At 66.8% G+C, this 16,829-nt stretch carries 10 protein-coding genes; 4 read left to right on the top strand and 6 right to left on the bottom strand.

Features of this window, described 5'->3' with window-relative positions:
* Window positions 1–174 precede the first annotated feature (174 nt).
* Window positions 175–1,215 (top strand): bile acid:sodium symporter family protein, encoded by a 1,041-nt coding sequence (locus tag ACSUZJ_RS09120; protein ID WP_499415359.1) that lies wholly within the window; start codon window positions 175–177, stop codon window positions 1,213–1,215.
* 274 nt (window positions 1,216–1,489) lie between these two features.
* Here ACSUZJ_RS09120 and ACSUZJ_RS09115 read toward each other — a convergent pair whose 3' ends face one another.
* On the bottom strand, window positions 1,490–5,071 hold the full coding sequence (locus ACSUZJ_RS09115) for a M1 family aminopeptidase (RefSeq protein WP_499415357.1): 3,582 nt from the start codon (window positions 5,069–5,071) through the stop codon (window positions 1,490–1,492).
* Between the two features lie 9 nt (window positions 5,072–5,080).
* Window positions 5,081–6,007 carry an ABC transporter ATP-binding protein gene (locus ACSUZJ_RS09110; protein ID WP_499415355.1) on the bottom strand — a complete coding sequence of 309 codons (927 nt, stop codon included), beginning with the start codon at window positions 6,005–6,007 and terminating at the stop codon, window positions 5,081–5,083.
* A 284-nt stretch (window positions 6,008–6,291) separates the two neighbouring features.
* On the opposite strand from ACSUZJ_RS09110, the gene ACSUZJ_RS09105 reads away from it, so the two are divergent.
* From ACSUZJ_RS09105 to ACSUZJ_RS09095, 3 genes are all read left to right on the top strand, one after another.
* Window positions 6,292–7,164, top strand: coding sequence for an SPFH domain-containing protein (locus tag ACSUZJ_RS09105; protein ID WP_499415353.1), 873 nt, complete (start codon window positions 6,292–6,294; stop codon window positions 7,162–7,164).
* Window positions 7,165–7,191: 27 nt separating this feature from the next.
* Complete coding sequence (locus ACSUZJ_RS09100) at window positions 7,192–7,380, top strand: type II toxin-antitoxin system antitoxin (protein ID WP_499415351.1); 189 nt, start codon at window positions 7,192–7,194, stop codon at window positions 7,378–7,380.
* A gap of 210 nt (window positions 7,381–7,590) precedes the next feature.
* Window positions 7,591–8,571, top strand: a complete 981-nt coding sequence (locus tag ACSUZJ_RS09095) for an SDR family oxidoreductase (protein WP_499415350.1) — start codon at window positions 7,591–7,593, stop codon at window positions 8,569–8,571.
* On the opposite strand, the gene ACSUZJ_RS09090 is transcribed toward ACSUZJ_RS09095, so the two are convergent.
* The 4 genes from ACSUZJ_RS09090 to ACSUZJ_RS09075 are packed head-to-tail and all read right to left on the bottom strand — an operon-like array spanning window position 8,568 to window position 16,653.
* A complete protein-coding gene (locus tag ACSUZJ_RS09090; RefSeq protein ID WP_499415348.1) occupies window positions 8,568–8,744 on the bottom strand; it encodes a hypothetical protein in 177 nt (58 codons plus the stop codon). The genes ACSUZJ_RS09095 and ACSUZJ_RS09090 overlap by 4 nt on opposite strands.
* Before the next feature lie 54 nt (window positions 8,745–8,798).
* On the bottom strand, window positions 8,799–10,208 hold the full coding sequence (locus ACSUZJ_RS09085) for an efflux transporter outer membrane subunit (RefSeq protein WP_499415346.1): 1,410 nt from the start codon (window positions 10,206–10,208) through the stop codon (window positions 8,799–8,801).
* 8 nt (window positions 10,209–10,216) lie between these two features.
* The gene (locus ACSUZJ_RS09080; RefSeq protein WP_499415344.1) at window positions 10,217–13,558 is read right to left on the bottom strand and encodes an efflux RND transporter permease subunit; all 3,342 of its coding nucleotides are present in this window, start codon (window positions 13,556–13,558) and stop codon (window positions 10,217–10,219) included.
* The gene (locus tag ACSUZJ_RS09075) at window positions 13,555–16,653 is read right to left on the bottom strand and encodes a multidrug efflux RND transporter permease subunit (RefSeq protein WP_499415342.1); all 3,099 of its coding nucleotides are present in this window, start codon (window positions 16,651–16,653) and stop codon (window positions 13,555–13,557) included. The genes ACSUZJ_RS09080 and ACSUZJ_RS09075 overlap by 4 nt, the downstream gene beginning before the upstream one ends.
* Window positions 16,654–16,829 lie beyond the last annotated feature (176 nt).

Raw genomic sequence — 16,829 nt, 5'->3', positions numbered from 1 at the left:
GTAGGACCCCGGATGAGTTGAAACAAGCGGCGAGTATAGCCCGTCGCCGGGGCCGGAAAAAGGTTTTTCGCCGTCCATACAGGCTGCATGAAGCGTGTTGACCGGCACGCAAACTGGTGCATTCTGGCTAGAATGGAGGATTGCCCCGCCGGGCTGGGATTTCGAAGGAACGACATGGGACGCTTGACCACCCTCCTCTCCACCATCGCGCACAAGCTCGCGCTCGACGCCTACACCGTGGCGCTCATGGGCATGGTCGTGCTCGCAAGCTTCCTGCCCGCCAGCGGCGAAGCCGCCGTCGCGCTGGGCCACGTCACCACGGTCGCCATCGGCCTGCTGTTCTTCCTGCACGGCGCCAAGCTCTCGCGCGAAGCCATCGTCGCCGGCCTGATGCACTGGCGCCTGCACCTGCTGGTGCTGGCCTCGACCTTCGTCATGTTCCCGCTGATGGGCCTGGTCCTCAAGCCTGTTGCGCTGACCCTGCTCACGCCGGACCTCTACCTCGGCATCCTGTTCCTGTGCGTGCTGCCCTCGACCGTGCAATCCTCAATCGCCTTCACCGCCATGGCGCGCGGAAACGTGGCGGCAGCCGTCTGCAGCGCCTCGGCCTCGAACTTCCTCGGCATCTTCCTCACGCCCATGCTGGTCGGCGCGCTGATCGTCAGCGACGCCGATGCCTCCGGCGCCGGCTCGGGCTGGTCGCAAGTGCTGACGATCGTCGAACAACTGCTGCTGCCCTTCCTCGCCGGCCAGTTGCTGCGCCCCTGGATCGGCGCCTTCATCGACCGCCACAAGCCGGTGCTGCGCTACGTCGACCAGGGCTCGATCCTGCTGGTGGTCTACACCGCCTTCTCGGAGTCCGTCACCGAAGGCCTGTGGCAGCACATCTCGGGCTGGACACTGGTCGCGCTGATCGGCGTGAGCTGCCTGATGCTGGCCATCGCCCTGGGCCTGGCCACCTGGACCAGCCGGCGCCTGGGCTTCTCGAAAGAGGACGAGATCACCATCGTGTTCTGCGGCTCGAAAAAGAGCCTGGCCACCGGCGTGCCGATGGCCAAGGTGCTGTTCGCGCCTTCGGCGCTGGGGATGATCATCCTGCCGGTGATGCTGTTTCACCAGATTCAGTTGATGGTGTGTGCAGTGCTGGCGCAGAAGTGGGCAAGGCGCGCCGAGCAGCCGGCAGCCGTGCCGGCGGACCAAGGCCAGCGCGTTTGAACAGCAGGGATCATAGCCAGATTCGCGCGTTGCAGCATCAGGCAGGTACGTAGATCAGCCTGATCACATCCTCGTCCATCCGTTCGTTGGCAATCAGGCGCAATGGCGGTCGCGGGCATGCGAAATACGGCTTGCCGCGATCGAGCACGACATCGACCGTCGATGCCGTTGCCCCCGCGCTTGCGTCTGCACCGCCGCCGACAAATGCTCCAAAGCCGAGGTCGTGTCCGAATGTCAGACCTGACCCCAGCTGTTGGAACCCAGCTGTTGCCGCTCAGTCGACGCTGACCTCCTTGCGGTTATCGCGCGATACCCGGTCGATCATTTTGTTGTAAGGATCGACGCCGACCTCGAAGGGCTGCTCCTTGACCGTGACCGTCAGCACCGGATTGTCGCTTGAGAGCGCCCGCTTCTCCAGCAGCAGCACCTTCTCGTCCGCCTCCTTGGCGCCCTTGGCGCGGGCGAAGACGCCCACTTCCACCGGCTCGTCGTAGGCGCGGGCCGTTTCCTTGCCCTTGCCGTCGGCTTCCATCTTGGCCAGGTGCAGCTTCATCGTCACGTCCCACTGGCCGTCGCTGCGCTTCTTGGCGCTGGCTTCGAGCACGCGGTTGTCGTAGAAGACGATCTTCTCGAACAGGTCGGTGATCAAGGCCTGCTTGGCTGCCGGCGCTTCGGCGCGGATGTAGTCGACCAGCTCGCTTGACGTGGCGAACGGCGACTCCTGGTAGCCCTTGTCCTGCAGAAAGCGTTTCAGTGCGCGGTTCAGCGCTTCCTCGCCGATCTCGTCGCGCAAGCGGTAGAAGACCAGGCTGCCCTTGCGGTAATGGATGTAATCCTGGTTTTCCACGCGCACCAGCGGCAGTTCCTCGATCAGCTCGCCGCCGCGCGAGCTGAGGTAGCGGTCCAGCTCGTAGCGCAGGAAGCGGCGCATGTGGTGGCGGCCGTATTCCTTCTCCATCACCATCAGCGCCGAGTACTGCGACAGCGATTCGATCAGCATGCTCGAGCCCTGCACGTTGGCGCCGGTCACCTGGTGGCCCCACCACTGGTGCGCCATTTCGTGGGCCGTCACGTAGAACACGTAGTCGAGGTCTTCCTTGTCGCGCAGGTCGGCGATGAAGCCGATCGACTCCGAGAACGGGATCGTGTTGGCGAAGGACTGGGCGAAACTCTGGTAGTTCGGGAACTCCAGGATGCGCACCTGCTTGTGCTGGTAGGGCGTGAACTGGGTCGTGAAATAGTCCAGCGCCTTTTGCGTGCCCGCGATCATCCGGTCCACGTTGTAGGCATGCTTCCTGTCGTGGTAGATCTCGATCGGGATGCCCTTCCACTCGCCCTTCTTCACTTGCCAGTCGGCCGACAGATAGGCGAAGAAAGGCATCATCTTCTGGTCCATCTTGTACCGGTAGTAGCTGCGGCCGTTTTCCTTCCACGCCTTCTGCAGGTAGCCCGGCGCCAGCGCGATCTGGTCGCCGCTGGTCGAGACGACGGTCTCGAAACTGATCCAGTCCGCATCCTGGCCGAACATGGTGTTGGCGCGGGCCGCCCTGTCTTCCAGCTTGGCCATGCGCTCGGGTTCGCCCAGGCCGCGCTTGCGGCGCTCGTTGCGGTCTTTCAGCTCGAAGTCCGGCTGGTAGCCGATCAGCGGGAAGAACGCGTGGTTGTTGAAGAAAGTGCCGTTCAGGTTGATGGTATCGGCAGTCCCGCCATTCGTGAAGCCCGGACGGCGCACGTCGACAGCGAAGTCCAGCGGCAGGCGTCCGCCCGGCGGCAGGGCCTGGGCCAGCTTGATGATGGTAAAGCCGGACTCCTTGTCGTCCAGCTCGACCTTGTGCGCGGGCAGTCCGGACAGGGTGGTCGCGACATCGGGATTGAGCTGCAGGCGCAGGGTGTCCAGCGGCTGGCTGGTCTTGTTCTCCAGGACGTAGTGGCCCCGGATCGCCACCCGGCGCTCTTCCGGATAGATGTCCACGGCGGCGCGCACGTCGACGATCTTCGCATGCGGCAGGTCCTTGTACTTGCGGTAGGTTTTCTCGTAGGCCGCCTGCTTGTCCATCGTCACGTCGCCCGCTTCGTAGCGCGCCAGCGTATTCGTGTTATGGAAGATCCAGGCGCCGACCCCGGCGAACGCGATGCCGCAGGCCGCCAGCGCCACGCCCGAAGGCCCCTTCAGGCGCCGGCCAGCCGTGCGCACGCGCGTGCGCCAGTCGACCGACAGGCCGCGCACCCAGAAGGCCTGGGCCACGATCAGGGCGGCGACCGTGAACAGGGCCCAGTACAGCGCAAACCAGGCCCAGCCCGTGATGAAGTGGCCATAGCCGTTCATGTCCGAGTACGGCGTGCGCGGCAGTCCGGCGAAGTTGTACAGGTTGTGGTCGAAGTGCATGATGCCGGCGACGATCTGCGACACCATCAGCACGATCATCAGTGCATAGCCGATGAACTTGTTGTTCGTGACCACCTGCAGGACGACACCCATCAGGCCCATGAGGATGAAAGGAACGCTCGAGATCAGCATGCCCTTGAGGTAGACCGGCAGCTCGACCGGCGCCCCGCCCTTGAACAGCTGGATCGCGATCGCGGCCAGGACACCGGTGAACAGGAAGGCCAGCACCACGCCCACCAGCGCCAGGCTCTTGGCGACCAGCGGCGCCCAGTTCGGCGCCGGCATCGCATCGACGACGTCGGCGATCCTGGCCTGGCGTTCCTTGAAGATCAGTTCGCCGGCGTAGAAGGTCACGATCAGGAGCAGCATGAAGTTGAAGCTGCCCTCCAGCAGTTCGATCATCAGGTGGGTCATTGGATAGACGTCGGTGCCGAACATCCGGCCCATCTGGGATGCGCTGCCGACCATGTTCAGCACGCCGAAGAGCAGCATGACGAGGAAAGGCACGCTCCGGAAGACGGCCGTGGCGTCGAAAGCGAAGATGTGCCAGCACTGGAGCCAGCGCGTGCCGACGGTAAAGCGCGGTTCGATGCGCGGCAGCGCCAGGCCGGTCGCAACCGGCGCGGCTGGCGCGGGTGCCTTTACCTTCCCGAACAGGCGCTTGCCGGTGCCGGCGCGCTGGGGCTTGAACAGGACCAGGGTCAGGCCGAACAGCGCCAGCGCGACGCCGGCCCAGAACAGGCGATTGGCCAGGATGTAGCCGGCGAAGTCGGGCAGGCCCGCGTTCGCCTCGGCGGTGGAGAAATAGCGGGTGGCGCGGCCCAGTGCGCGAATGCCGAAGGGATCGGTCAGGACGGCAATCCATTCGTTGTCGATGTTCGAGGTGAAGCGGCCGGCAACGATCCACAGCACGAAGAAGGCCAGCACGCCGACGTACACCAGCATGATCGAGCGCGTGGTCGAGGCCAGCAGCATCAGCAGGGCGCCGATGAAGAGCAGGTTGGGCACCACGATGACGCCCAGCGACCACAGGTAGGCGCTGCCCGGGAAGGGACCGACCCGCTGGGCATCGACCCAGGGCATCAGGGGGCCGAGCACCATGCCGGCGATGATGACGGCGAAGATGAACAGGCAGGCCACCAGGCCGGCGGAGAAGCGCCCGACCAGGTAGTCGTGCTTCTTCATCGGCGTGGCGAACAGCATGTCGGAAATGCCGACGTCGCTGTCGCGCAGCACGGTGCCGGCGATGAAGATGGTGACGACGAACATCGACGTCAGGCTGAAGGAGCCGAGCAGCTGGGCGACGACGAGCGGCGCGTTGCGGTTCACGTTGCCGATACTGCCGCCAACCTGGATGGCGTCGGTGGTGGTGGCGCCAAAGGCCAGCGCGCCGAAGAGCAGCGCGCAGACCCACAGCAGGGGCTGGCGCAACTGGGTGCCCAGCTCGAACTTGAAGAATTCTCTCAACATACCCGCTCCTTATGCCGTGACCGCTGCTTCGCTCGCTGCCGGCGCGGATGCCCTGGGCGCCGCGGCGCGGCCGGCGTTGCGGATCTGGAGGAAGTAGACGTCTTCCAGGTCCGGCTCGACGCTGACGAAACCGTCGTCCGGCTGCGCCTCGGCATACACGTTGATCTGCGGCCGGCCGGCCACCAGGCGGGTCGACAGCACATTGAAGCGCTCCTGGTATTCCGGGAGCGCTTCCTGGCTGACGGTGCGGCGCCAGACGCGGTTTTTCAGCGTCTCGATCGCGGCCTGGGGTTCGCCCTGCAGCAGCACCGTGCCTTTGGCGATCATGGCCATGCGCGGGCACAGGTCGGTGACGTCCTCGACGATGTGGGTGGACAGGATGACGACCACCTGCTCGCCGATCTTGGCCAGCAGGTTGAGGAAGCGGTTGCGCTCGTCGGGATCGAGGCCGGCGGTCGGCTCGTCGACGATCACCAGGCGCGGCGCACCGAGCAGGGCCTGGGCGATGCCGAAGCGCTGGCGCATGCCGCCCGAATAGGTGCCGAGGGCGCGCTTGCGCGCTTCCCACAGGTTGGTCTGGTGCAGCAGGGCCTCCACCGCTTCCTTGCGCTCGCCCTTGTTCGCCAGGCCCTTCAGGACGGCGAAGTGGTTCAGCAGCTTCTCCGCGCTGACTTTCGGGTACACGCCGAAGTCCTGCGGCAGGTAGCCGAGCTGGCGCAGCAGCCCTTCCTTGTCCTGCAGGACGTCGAGACTGTTGAAATGGATGCTGCCGCTGTCGGGATCCTGCAGCGTCGCGATAGTGCGCATGAGCGAGGACTTGCCGGCGCCGTTCGGCCCGAGCAGCCCGAACATCCCGTTCGGGATCTCGAGACTGGCATTGTTGATGGCCTTGACGCCATTGGCATAGGTCTTGTTGAGCTGCTTGATCGATAACATCGTGCTTCTCCCTGGTTATCCCTAGTTATAGATGGTTCGATGCCTCGTCCTGCCGGGGCGGATCGACGGATATTATTTCCTCCTTGTTAATGTAACTTTGACGAAAAGCAATGTCAGCCGTTTGTGACAGGCTGCAGAAAACCGGGAATGGATGACGTTTTTCGAGGAATATGCATCCTTCATAAGCGCCCATCGGGCAAGCACGGCAGTTCAATTTCTTGCTTGACCAAAAGAAAAAACGATCTTAAAGTGATATCACTTTTAGATCACTTCGGAGACCAAGCATGTCCACGCACAAACGGCAAGAAACCCCGCTCTCGTCGATGAACGGTTACCTGGGCTTCGCCGGCGGCCTGCTGGCGATTGCCGCCGGCGCCCTGCTGCTGCGCTCGGGCGCGGGGCTGGCGCCGGGCGTCGTCCTGATCGTCCTCGGTATCCTGGCGTGCACGGGCCTGTACATGCTGCAGCCGAACGAAACGGCCGTGTTGACGCTCTTCGGCCGCTACGTGGGAACCGACCGCAGCGAAGGCCTGCGCTGGGCCTTCCCGCTGTACCGCAAGCACAGGCTGAGCGTGCGGGCGCGCAACCAGAACATCCAGACCCTGAAGGTGAACGACAAGCGCGGCAATCCGGTGGAGATCGCGGCGGCGGTCGTCTGGCGCGTGCGCGATACCGCGCAGGCCATGTTCGAGGTCGATAATTTCGAGCGCTATGTGAGCGTGCAGGCCGAAGCAGCCCTGCGCCACCTGGCCGCGCAATATGCCTACGACGAAGGCGAAGACCTGGCGCCGGGCGAATTGACCCTGCGCGGCGGCGCCGCCGAAGTGGCGGCGGCGCTCAGGACCGAGCTCACCGAGCGTTTCGAAGCCGCGGGTGTCGAGACGGTGGACGCCAAGCTGACCCACCTCGCCTACGCTCCCGAGATCGCCCAGGTGATGCTGCGCCGCCAGCAGGCGCAGGCTATCATCAGCGCACGCGCCCAGATCGTGCGCGGCGCCGTCGGCATGGTCGAAGAAGCGCTGCGCGGACTGGCCGAGCGCGAGATCGTCGAACTCGATTCCGAGCGCAAGGCGGCCATGGTCAGCAATCTGCTGGTGGTGCTATGCTCCGACCGCGAAACCCAGCCGATCGTCAACACCGGCACCCTGTACAACTAAGTCAAAGAAAGCACTGAGGCTAGACGGATGGCAAGTCCGGGAAAAAAGTCCTACCCGCTGCGCATCGATCCCGCCTTGTGGGAGCAGTTGCAGCGGCTGGCCGCCAACGACCTGCGCAGCGTGAACGCGGAGATCGAGTTCCTGCTGCGCGAAGCGCTGGCGCGGCGGGGCATCCGCATTGCGCCGGTACAGCAGCAGGAGGAGGACGGTCAATGAAGATGGTCAATGAAGGCGCAAGCCCCCTTCCCTTTGCCGAACGCTGCCACAGCCTGCCGGGGCGCCAGGCGTGGCAGCTTGCGCAGCAGCTTTCGAGTCGTGCGACCGGGAATCCCGTAATTGGGGCACCATGACATTGTAGAGTGCCGGCGCACCGCAAGATGCACGTCCATGCGGCCGGAAACGACAATGCGAAGAAAGGCGAGCACGATGAATCCCACAAGCACCCGCGTCGTCATCACCGGCGCATCGAGCGGCATCGGCGCCGCCACGGCCATCGCTTTCGCCCGCGAGGGCGCCATGCTGGTTCTGGCGGCGCGCGGCAAGGAGGGGCTCGACGAGGTCGCCCGCCAATGCCGCGATGCCGGCGGCAGCGCCGAGGTGCGGGTCGTCGACGTGACCGAGGCCGATGCCGTCGCCGCCCTTGCGCGCGAGGCGCGCGAGATCCTGGGCGAGATCGACCTGTGGTTCAGCGATGTCGGCATCGGCGTGGTCGGCAAATATCCCGAGGTGCCGCTCGAAGACCACCGGCGCGTGATCGAGGCCAACCTGCTCAGCCACATGCACGACGCGCACGCCGTGCTGCCGGTGTTCCTGGAACAGGGCCACGGCATCTGGGTGAACATGATTTCCTTCGGCGGCTTCGTCGCCTCGCCCTGGTCCGCCGCCTACGCCGCCAGCAAGTACGGCCTGCGCGGCTTCAGCGAGGCCTTGCGCGCCGAACTGCAGGACCATCCCCACATCCACATCTGCGACGTCTACCCGACCTTCGTCGACACGCCCGGCTTTCGTCACGCGGGGAATTACACGGGTGCGAAACTGTCCTACCCGCCCGGGACCCTCTCGCCCGAAAAGGTGGCCGAGGCCATCGTCGGCCTGGCCGAGCAGCCGCGCAGCACGACCGTGATCGGGGCGCCCGCGACGCTGATGAAGCTCAGCGAGCTGGCGGCGCCCCTGCCCGCGATGCTCCTGGGCCGCTTCATGGATGCCTGGTCGAAGCGCGCCGACCGCACCGCCGACACCAGCGGCACGCTCTACGCCCCGCAGCGCGGCGCCAGCGGAATCCACAGCGGCCAGCGCCGGCCCGACCAGCGCAACACGGCGCTGATGGTGGGCGCGGGACTGGCCATCGGCGTGCTCGGCTGGCAGCTCCTGCGCCAGCGCGATACGAGCGGGCGCGACCAGTTCTAACGATTTTCCGCCGGAGCATCCCCGGCGGCCGACGCCTGCGCTTCCACCTGCGCGGGCGGCCTGTGTTCGGCGACGAGCACCGTGGTCCGCGGCCTGGCGGCCTTCTGCTGCACGACCTGCACCGCGACGGCGCGGCCGTCGACGACGGGCTTGGGATGGCGAAAGTTGAACACGACGGACCCGGCTTGAGTAGATGACAACTCAAGGTGGGAACGAAGGCCGCCCTTTCAAGGCTGGGCGGGCTGGTCACCCGCGTGCCAGCCGCCGCCCAGCGCCTGGATCAGCGCCACCGCCACGGTCTGGCGGTCGGCCTGCACCTGGACCAGCGCGCGGCGTGCGTTCAGGGCCGTGACCTGGGCCTGCACCACTTCCGTATAACTCACCTGCCCCGCCTTGTACTGGTTCAGGATCTGCTGCTCGACCAGGTTGGCCGCTTCGGAGGCCTGGCGGCGCAGGTCCTGCTGCTGGGCCAGCACGCGCGTGGCGCTGAGCTGGTCCTCGACGTCCGCGAAGGCGTTCAGCACGGTCTGGCGATAGCGCGCGACCGCCGCCTGGTGGCGCGCCTCGGCGGCGGCGACGCTGGCGCGGGTGGCGCCGGCGTTGAAGATCGATTGCGCCGCCGACAGGCCGAAGGACCAGGCCGCGTTCGACACCGAAAACAGGTCCGACACCCGGCTGCCGACCGTGCCGCCGGAGGCCGACAGGCCGATGTTCGGGAAATACGCCGAGCGCGCGACGCCGATGTCGGCATTGGCCGCGGCGACGTCGCGTTCGGCGGCGGCGATGTCCGGGCGGCGCTGCAGCAGCGTGGACGGCACACCGACCGGCACCTCGGGCACGGTCACGCGCCATTCGGGCAGCGGCGCCAGGGTGAAGTCGCTCGGCGCCTTGCCGAGCAGGATGGCGATCGCGTGCTCGGCCTGGGCGCGCTGGCGCACCAGGGAAAGTTCGTCGTTGCGGGCGTTGGCCAGCTGGGTCTCGGCCTGCAGCACGTCGGTGCGCGCGACGATGCCGACGTTGAAGCGGTTCCGCGTGATCGTGAGCACCCGCTCGTAGCCGGCGATGGTGTCCGCCAGCAGCGCGCGCGCCGCGTCGAGCTGGCGCACCGTGAAGTAGTTGGCGGCCAGTTCGCCTTGCGCCGACAGGCGCGCGCTGGCCAGGTCCGCGGCGGTGGCTTCGGCGCCGGCCTGGGCGCTGGTGACGCCCGCGCGCAGGCGGCCCCACACATCCGGCTCCCAGCTGCCGCCCAGGTTCAGGCGATAGGCGTTGTCCGCGCCCTGCCCGCGCACGCCGGAACGGTCGCCGCTCAGCTGCAGGTTCACCGAAGGGAACAGCGCCGCGCGCTGCTGCTGCACCAGGGCGCGCGCCTGGGCGTAGTTGGCGACGGCCGCCGCCACGTTCTGGTTCGAGACCTCGATGCCGTTCGCCAGTTCGTTCAGGATGGGATCGTTGAAGAGCTGCCACCACGGCCCCCGTTCGAGCGCGTCGGCTGGCGCGGCGGGCACCCAGCCGGCCAGCTCCTTGAACGCCGCCGGTTGCGGCGTGTTCGGCACCTGGTAGGCAGGGCCGACGCTGCAGCCGGCAAGGATGGCGCCAAGCGCCAGCAGGGTCAGTCGGAATGGCGTCGTTTCATGCATAAGAAGTCTCATTTCGATGGGGTCGGGACTGCATCTTCTTCCAGCGGATGCCGGGTCAGCTCGCGTTCCTCGGGGGTGCGGCGGCGCAGCTTGTCCATCAGGACGTAGACGACGGGCGTCGTGAGCAGGGTCAGCAACTGGCTCGCGATCAGGCCGCCGATGATGGCGATGCCCAGCGGCTGGCGCAGCTCCGAGCCTTCGCCGAAACCGATCGCCAGCGGCAGCGCGCCGAGGGCCGCAGCCAGGGTCGTCATCAGGATGGGACGGAAGCGCAGCAGGCAGGCTTCGCGCACCGCCTGCACCGCGTCCAGCCCGCGCGCCCGCTCCGCCTCCAGCGCGAAGTCGATGATCAGGATCGCGTTCTTTTTCACGATGCCGATCAGGAGGAAGACGCCGATCAGGGCGATGATGGAGAACTCCATGTTGAACAGCAGGAGGGCCAGCACCGCACCCACGCCGGCCGAAGGCAAGGTGGAGAGCACCGTGATCGGATGGATCAGGCTTTCGTACAGGATGCCGAGCACGATGTAGATGACGACGATGGCCGCCAGGATCAGCAGCGGCTGCTCCTTGTTCGATTCCTGGGCCGCGCGCGCCGTGCCCTCGAAGCTGCCGCGCACATTGGCCGGCATGGCGATGTCGGCCTCGGCCTGGCGCACGGCGGCCTGGCCGTCGGACAAATTGAAGCCTTCGGCCAGGTTGAACGATACCGTGGTGGCCAGCTCCCCGTCCTGGTGGTTGACGGAGGTGGGCGTCGAGCTTTCGGCGAAGCTGGCGATGGCCGACAGCGGCACCATGGTGGCGGCGCTGGTCGACAGGGCCGAACCGCTGGAGGCGTCGCGCGTCGCGGTGAGGGTGGAAGCCGGCGCCGGCGTGCCGTTGCTGGTCATGCCGCCGCTGGTGGCCGCGCCCGCGCCAGAAACCGAGCCGGTGGCGGTCGAGGTCGTGGCGCTCGACGAAGCCGTGGTCCCGGCCGACGCCGTGGTACTGGTGGTGCCCGATCCGCCGCCGCTGGCGCGCGCCGGCACGTACACGTCCTTCAGCGCTTCCGGCGACTGCGCGTAGCGCTGGGCCACGCCCATGATCACGTGGTACTGGTTCAGCTCGTCGTAGATGTTGGCGACCTGGCGCTGGCCGAAATTGTTGTACAGCGCGTTGTCGACGTCGCGCGTGCTGATCCCCAGGCGCGCCGCGCTTTCCTTGTCGATGGTGACGAACATCTCGACGCCGTTCTCGGCCTGGTCGGTGTCGACGTCGACCAGCGCCGGCTGGCGCTTCATGGCGTCGGCCAGTTTCGATGCCCACTCCTTCAGGTCCTGGCTGCTGTCGCTCTTCAGGGTGTACTGGTAGGTCGAGTTCGACGAGCGCCCGCCCATGCGCAGGTCCTGCACGGGATTCAGGAACAAGGACACCCCGGTCACCCGCGCCAGCTTCGGGCGCAGGCGCGCGATCACGGCCTGGCCCTTCTCCGTCCTCTCGGAAGCGGGCTTCAGGTTGATGAACATGAAGCCGCCGCCGGCCCGTCCGCCGCCGGTGAAGCCGACCACGGTGTCGACCGCCGGGTCGCGCTTGATGATGTTCACGAGCTGGCGCATCTTGGCCTGCATGGCCTGGAAGGAGATGCTCTGGTCGGCGCGGATGCCGCCGCTGATCTGGCCCGTGTCCTGCTGGGGGAAGAAGCCCTTGGGCGCGGCCGAGAACAGATACACGTTCAGGCCGATCACGAACACCAGGATCAGCATCACCAGCGCGCGGCTGGCCAGGGCCCAGTCGAGCGAGCGCTCGTAGATGCGCAGCAGCCAGTTGAAGCCGGATTCCGACCAGCGCGACAGCCGGCCCTGCGGACGCTCGATGGTGTGGCCCTTCTTCAGCAGCCAGGCGCACATCATCGGCGTGGTGGTCAGCGAAATGACCAGCGAGATCATCACCGCGGCGGACAGGGTGACCGCGAACTCGCGGAACAGCCGGCCCACCTGCCCGCCCATGAACAGCAGCGGGATGAAGACCGCCACCAGGGACAGGCTGATCGACAGCACGGTAAAACCGACTTCCCGGGCGCCCAGCAAGGCGGCCTGCATGCGGTCCATGCCCTTCTCGACGTGGCGCGCGGTATTCTCCAGCACCACGATCGCGTCGTCGACCACGAAGCCGGTGGCCACCGTCAGGGCCATCAGCGAGAGGTTATTCAGGCTGAAGCCAAACAGCCACATGACGCCGAAGGTGCCCAGCAACGACACCACGGTCGCCACCGCCGGGATCACGGTGGCGCGCACGCTGCGCAAGAAGACGCTCACCACCAGCACCACCAGCAGAATCGAAATGAGCAGCGTGAACTCGATCTCGTGCAGCGAGGCGCGGATGGAATTGGTGCGGTCCGACGCCACCTGCAGCGTGATGTCGCCCGGAAGCTGGGCCTGCAGGGAAGGCAGCAGCGCGCGCACGCCGTCGACCGTCTCGATGACGTTCGCGGCCGGCTGGCGCGTGATCAGCACGATGACCGCCGGCTCGCCGTTGAACAGGCCCAGGGTGTTGATGTTTTCCGGGCCGTCGATGACCTCGGCCACATCAAGCAGGCGCACCGCGGCCCCATCGCGCCAGGCCACCACCAGGCCGCGGTAATCGGCAGCGGTGCGCCCGTCCGTCGGGGTGTCGGCCTGGGAATAGATCTGCAGGCGCTTGCCGCCGCCTTCGATGACGCCTTTCGGGCGGTTCGGATTGCTCGACTGGATGGCGGCGCGCACGTCCTCGGCCGACACGCCGAGGCGGTTCAGCGCATAGGGATTGAGTTCGACCCGCACCGCCGGCAGCGAGCCGCCGCCGATCTCGACTTCGCCCACGCCCGGCACCTGGGCCAGGCGCTGCTGCACGATGTTCGAGACCGCGTCGTAGATCTGGCCGGGCGTACGCGTCTTCGAGGTGAGCGCCAGGATGATCACCGGCGCGTCCGAGGGGTTGACCTTGCGGTAGGTCGGATTGCTGCGCAGCGTGGCCGGCAGGTCGGCGCGTGCGGCATTGATCGCGGCCTGCACTTCGCGCGCGGCCGAGTCGATCTTGCGGTTCAGTTCGAACTGCAGGTTGATGCGGGTCGAGCCGCTGCCCGAGTTCGAGGTCATCTCGTTCACGCCCGCGATCACGCCCAGGCGCCGCTCGAGCGGCGTGGCGACGCTGCTGGCCATGGTCTCCGGGCTGGCGCCCGGCAGCGAGGCCGACACCGAGATGGCCGGGAAGTCGACCTGGGGCAGCGGCGAGACCGGCAGCACGAAGAAGGCGGCAATCCCCGCCAGCGCCAGCCCGAGCGTCAGGAGGACGGTCGCGATCGGGCGCTGGACGAAGGGCTTGGACAGATTCATGCGCCGACCTCTTTCGGCTTGGCGGGCGCACGGCCAGACCAGCGGCGTGCGGCGCGGTCGAACGCCAGGTAGATCACCGGTGTGGTGAACAGGGTCAGGAGCTGGGACACGATCAGGCCGCCGAAGATGGCCAGGCCCAGGGGACGCCGCAGCTCGGCGCCCTCGCCCCAGCCGAACATCAGCGGCACGGCGGCGAACAGCGCGGCCAGGGTCGTCATCAGGATCGGGCGGAAGCGCAGCAGCGCCGCCTGGCGGATGGCCTCCAGCGGGGTCTTGCCCTCGTCGCGCTCGGCCTCGATAGCGAAGTCGATCATCATGATCGCGTTCTTCTTCACGATGCCGATCAGGAGGATGATGCCGATGATGCCGATCACGCCCAGGCCCTGCCCCGTGATCCATAGCGCCAGCAGCGCGCCGACGCCGGCCGAGGGCAGCGTCGACAGGATGGTCAGCGGGTGGATGTAGCTCTCGTAGAGCACGCCCAGCACGATGTAGACGCAGACCACCGCCGCCAGGATCAGCCAGAGCTGGTTCGACAGGGAGTTTTCATATGCGCCGGAAGCGCCGAGGAAGGTCAGCGTGACCGAGGCCGGCAGCTTGATGTCCTCGGCCGCGGCGCGGATCGCGTCGACCGCCTGGCCCAGGGAGGTTCCCGATGCCGTATCGAAGCCGATGGTCGTGGCCGGATACTGCGCCACGTGGGTGACCTGGAGCGGCGCCTCTTCCTCGCGGATGGTGGCCACGGCCGACAGCGGAGTCGGCTCGCCCGAACCGGTGCGCAGTTGCAGGCGGCCCAGGGAGGCCAGGGACATTGCCTCGTCCTGTTGCGCCTCCAGGATCACGCGGTACTGGTTGGTCTCGGTGAAGATGGTCGAGACGATCCTCTGGCCGAAGGCGCTGTACAGGGCGTCGTCGATAGCGGACGCGGTAATGTTGAGGCGCGAGGCGGTGTCGCGGTCGATATGGACCACGGCGGCCGCACCGACCGCGCCCGCGTCGGTCGTCACGTTGCGCAGCTGCTTCTGCTGCTGCATGCGCGCCACCAGCTTCTTTGCCCACTCGACCACGGTGGCGTTGTCCGCCCCTTCGAGCGAGACCCGGTACTGGGTCGGGCCGGTCTCCGCATCGATGGTCAGGTCCTGGGTCGGCTGCAGGTAGAGCGTGACGCCGGGCACGCGCGAAACGCGGTTCCTCAGCCGCTGCATCAGCTCGTCCGGATCCGAGCTGCGGTCGCGCTTCAGGTTGATCAGCATGGTGCCGGTGTGGAGCATGGTGTTGTTGGCGGCATCCACTCCGACATTGGAGGCCAGAGACTCCACTTCCGGATCCTCGAGGATGGCCTTGGCGGCCTGCTGCTGCAGCTCGGCCATCGCGTTGTACGAGATCGCCTGGCGCGTTTCCACGCGCGCCTGCAACTGGCCCGTGTCCTGGGTCGGGAACAGGCCCTTCGGGATCACCACCCACAGCAGGGCCGTGAGCGCCAGCGTGGCGAGGGCGACGATCAGGGTCAGGCCCTGCCGCGCCAGCACCCAGTCCAGGCCGCGGTCGTACTTGTGGATCACACGGTCGAAGAAGGCCTGGGTCTTGCGCGCGAATTTGCCCGGCTTTTCTTCCTCATGGCTGCGCAGCCAGCGCGCCGACATCATCGGCACCAGGGTCAGCGACACGACGGCCGAGATCAGGATGGTGATGGCCAGGGTCACCGCGAACTCGCGGAACAGGCGGCCGACCACGTCGCCCATGAACAGCAGCGGGATCAGCACGGCGATCAGCGAGACCGTCAGCGAAATGATGGTGAAGCCGATCTGGGCCGCGCCCTTGATCGCGGCGGCCATCGGCTTTTCGCCCTCTTCGATGTAGCGCGCGATGTTCTCGATCATGACGATGGCGTCGTCGACCACGAAACCGGTGGCGATGGTGAGGGCCATCAGCGACAGGTTGTTCAGGCTGTAGCCGAGCAGGTACATCACGCCGAAGGAGCCGATCAGCGAGATCGGCACCGCGAGACTGGCGATCACGGTCGCGCGCACGCTGTGCAGGAAAGCGAAGATCACCAGCACCACCAGCACCACGGCCAGCAGCAGCTCGATCTGCACGTGCTCGACCGATGCGCGGATGCCGGTGGTGCGGTCGCTCAGCACGTCCAGGCGCAGCGAGGCCGGCAGGCTGGCCTGCAGCTCGGGCAGGCGCTCCTTGATGGCGTCCACCGTGGCGATGACGTTGGCGCCCGGCTGGCGCTGCACGTTCAGGATGATCGCGGGCTTGAGGTTGGCCCAGGCGCCCAGGCGCACGTTCTCGGCGCTGTCGACCACCTTCGCCACGTTCTCCAGGCGTACCGGGGCGCCATTGCGGTAGGCGACGATCAGGTTCTTGTAGTCCTGGACGGTGACCAGCTGGTCGTTGGCGTTGATCGCATAGGCCCGGGTCGGGCCGTCGAAGCTGCCCTTGGCGCTGTTGGCGTTGGCGGCCGTGATCGCGGTGCGCAGCGAATCCAGGCCAAGGCCATAGGAAGCCAGCGCCTCGGTATCGGCCTGGATGCGCACGGCGGGACGCTGCCCGCCCGAGAGCGTGACCAGGCCCACGCCCGAGACCTGGCTGATCTTCAGGGCCAGGCGCGTGTTGACCAGGTTCTGGACCTCGGTCAGGGGAATCGTGTCGGACGTGATCGCCAGCGTCAGCACCGGCGCGTCGGCCGGGTTGACCTTGGCGTAAACGGGAGGCGCCGGCAAATCGGCCGGCAGCAGCGAGCCGCCGGCATTGATCGCGGCCTGCACTTCCTGCTCGGCCACGTCCAGCGTCTGGCCCAGGCCGAACTGCAGGGTGATGACCGACACGCCGGCGGCGCTGGTCGAACTCATGCGCGTGAGGCCCGACATCTGGCCGAACTGGCGTTCGAGCGGCGCGGTCACGGTGCGCGACATCACCTCGGGGCTGGCGCCCGGGTACAGGGTCTGGACCTGGATGGTCGGGAAGTCGACCTGCGGCAGGGCCGAGAGCGGCAGGAAGCGGTAGCCGACCAGGCCGGCCAGCACGATGGCCAGCATCAGCAGGGCCGTGGCGACCGGGCGGCGGATGAATGGGCCGGACGGGCTCATGACTCTCCCCCGACGTGTGTGACATACCCGACGTGTGCAACATACCCGTAGGGTGGACGGGTTTCCCGTCCACGCATCCAGCCGGCGGATGAGCGGCCGAAATCCCGGTTGGCGCGACTTGAAACAGAAATCAGGGATACATCACGCCACCCGCGAACGCATCCGTTCGTTGAACG

The sequence above is a fragment of the Telluria sp. B2 genome (assembly GCF_051789535.1).
In the GTDB taxonomy this organism is placed as follows: Bacteria; Pseudomonadota; Gammaproteobacteria; order Burkholderiales; family Burkholderiaceae_D; genus Telluria.
The sequence above is the reverse complement of the archived record's forward strand: the minus strand, read 5'-3'. Positions and strand labels throughout refer to the sequence as shown.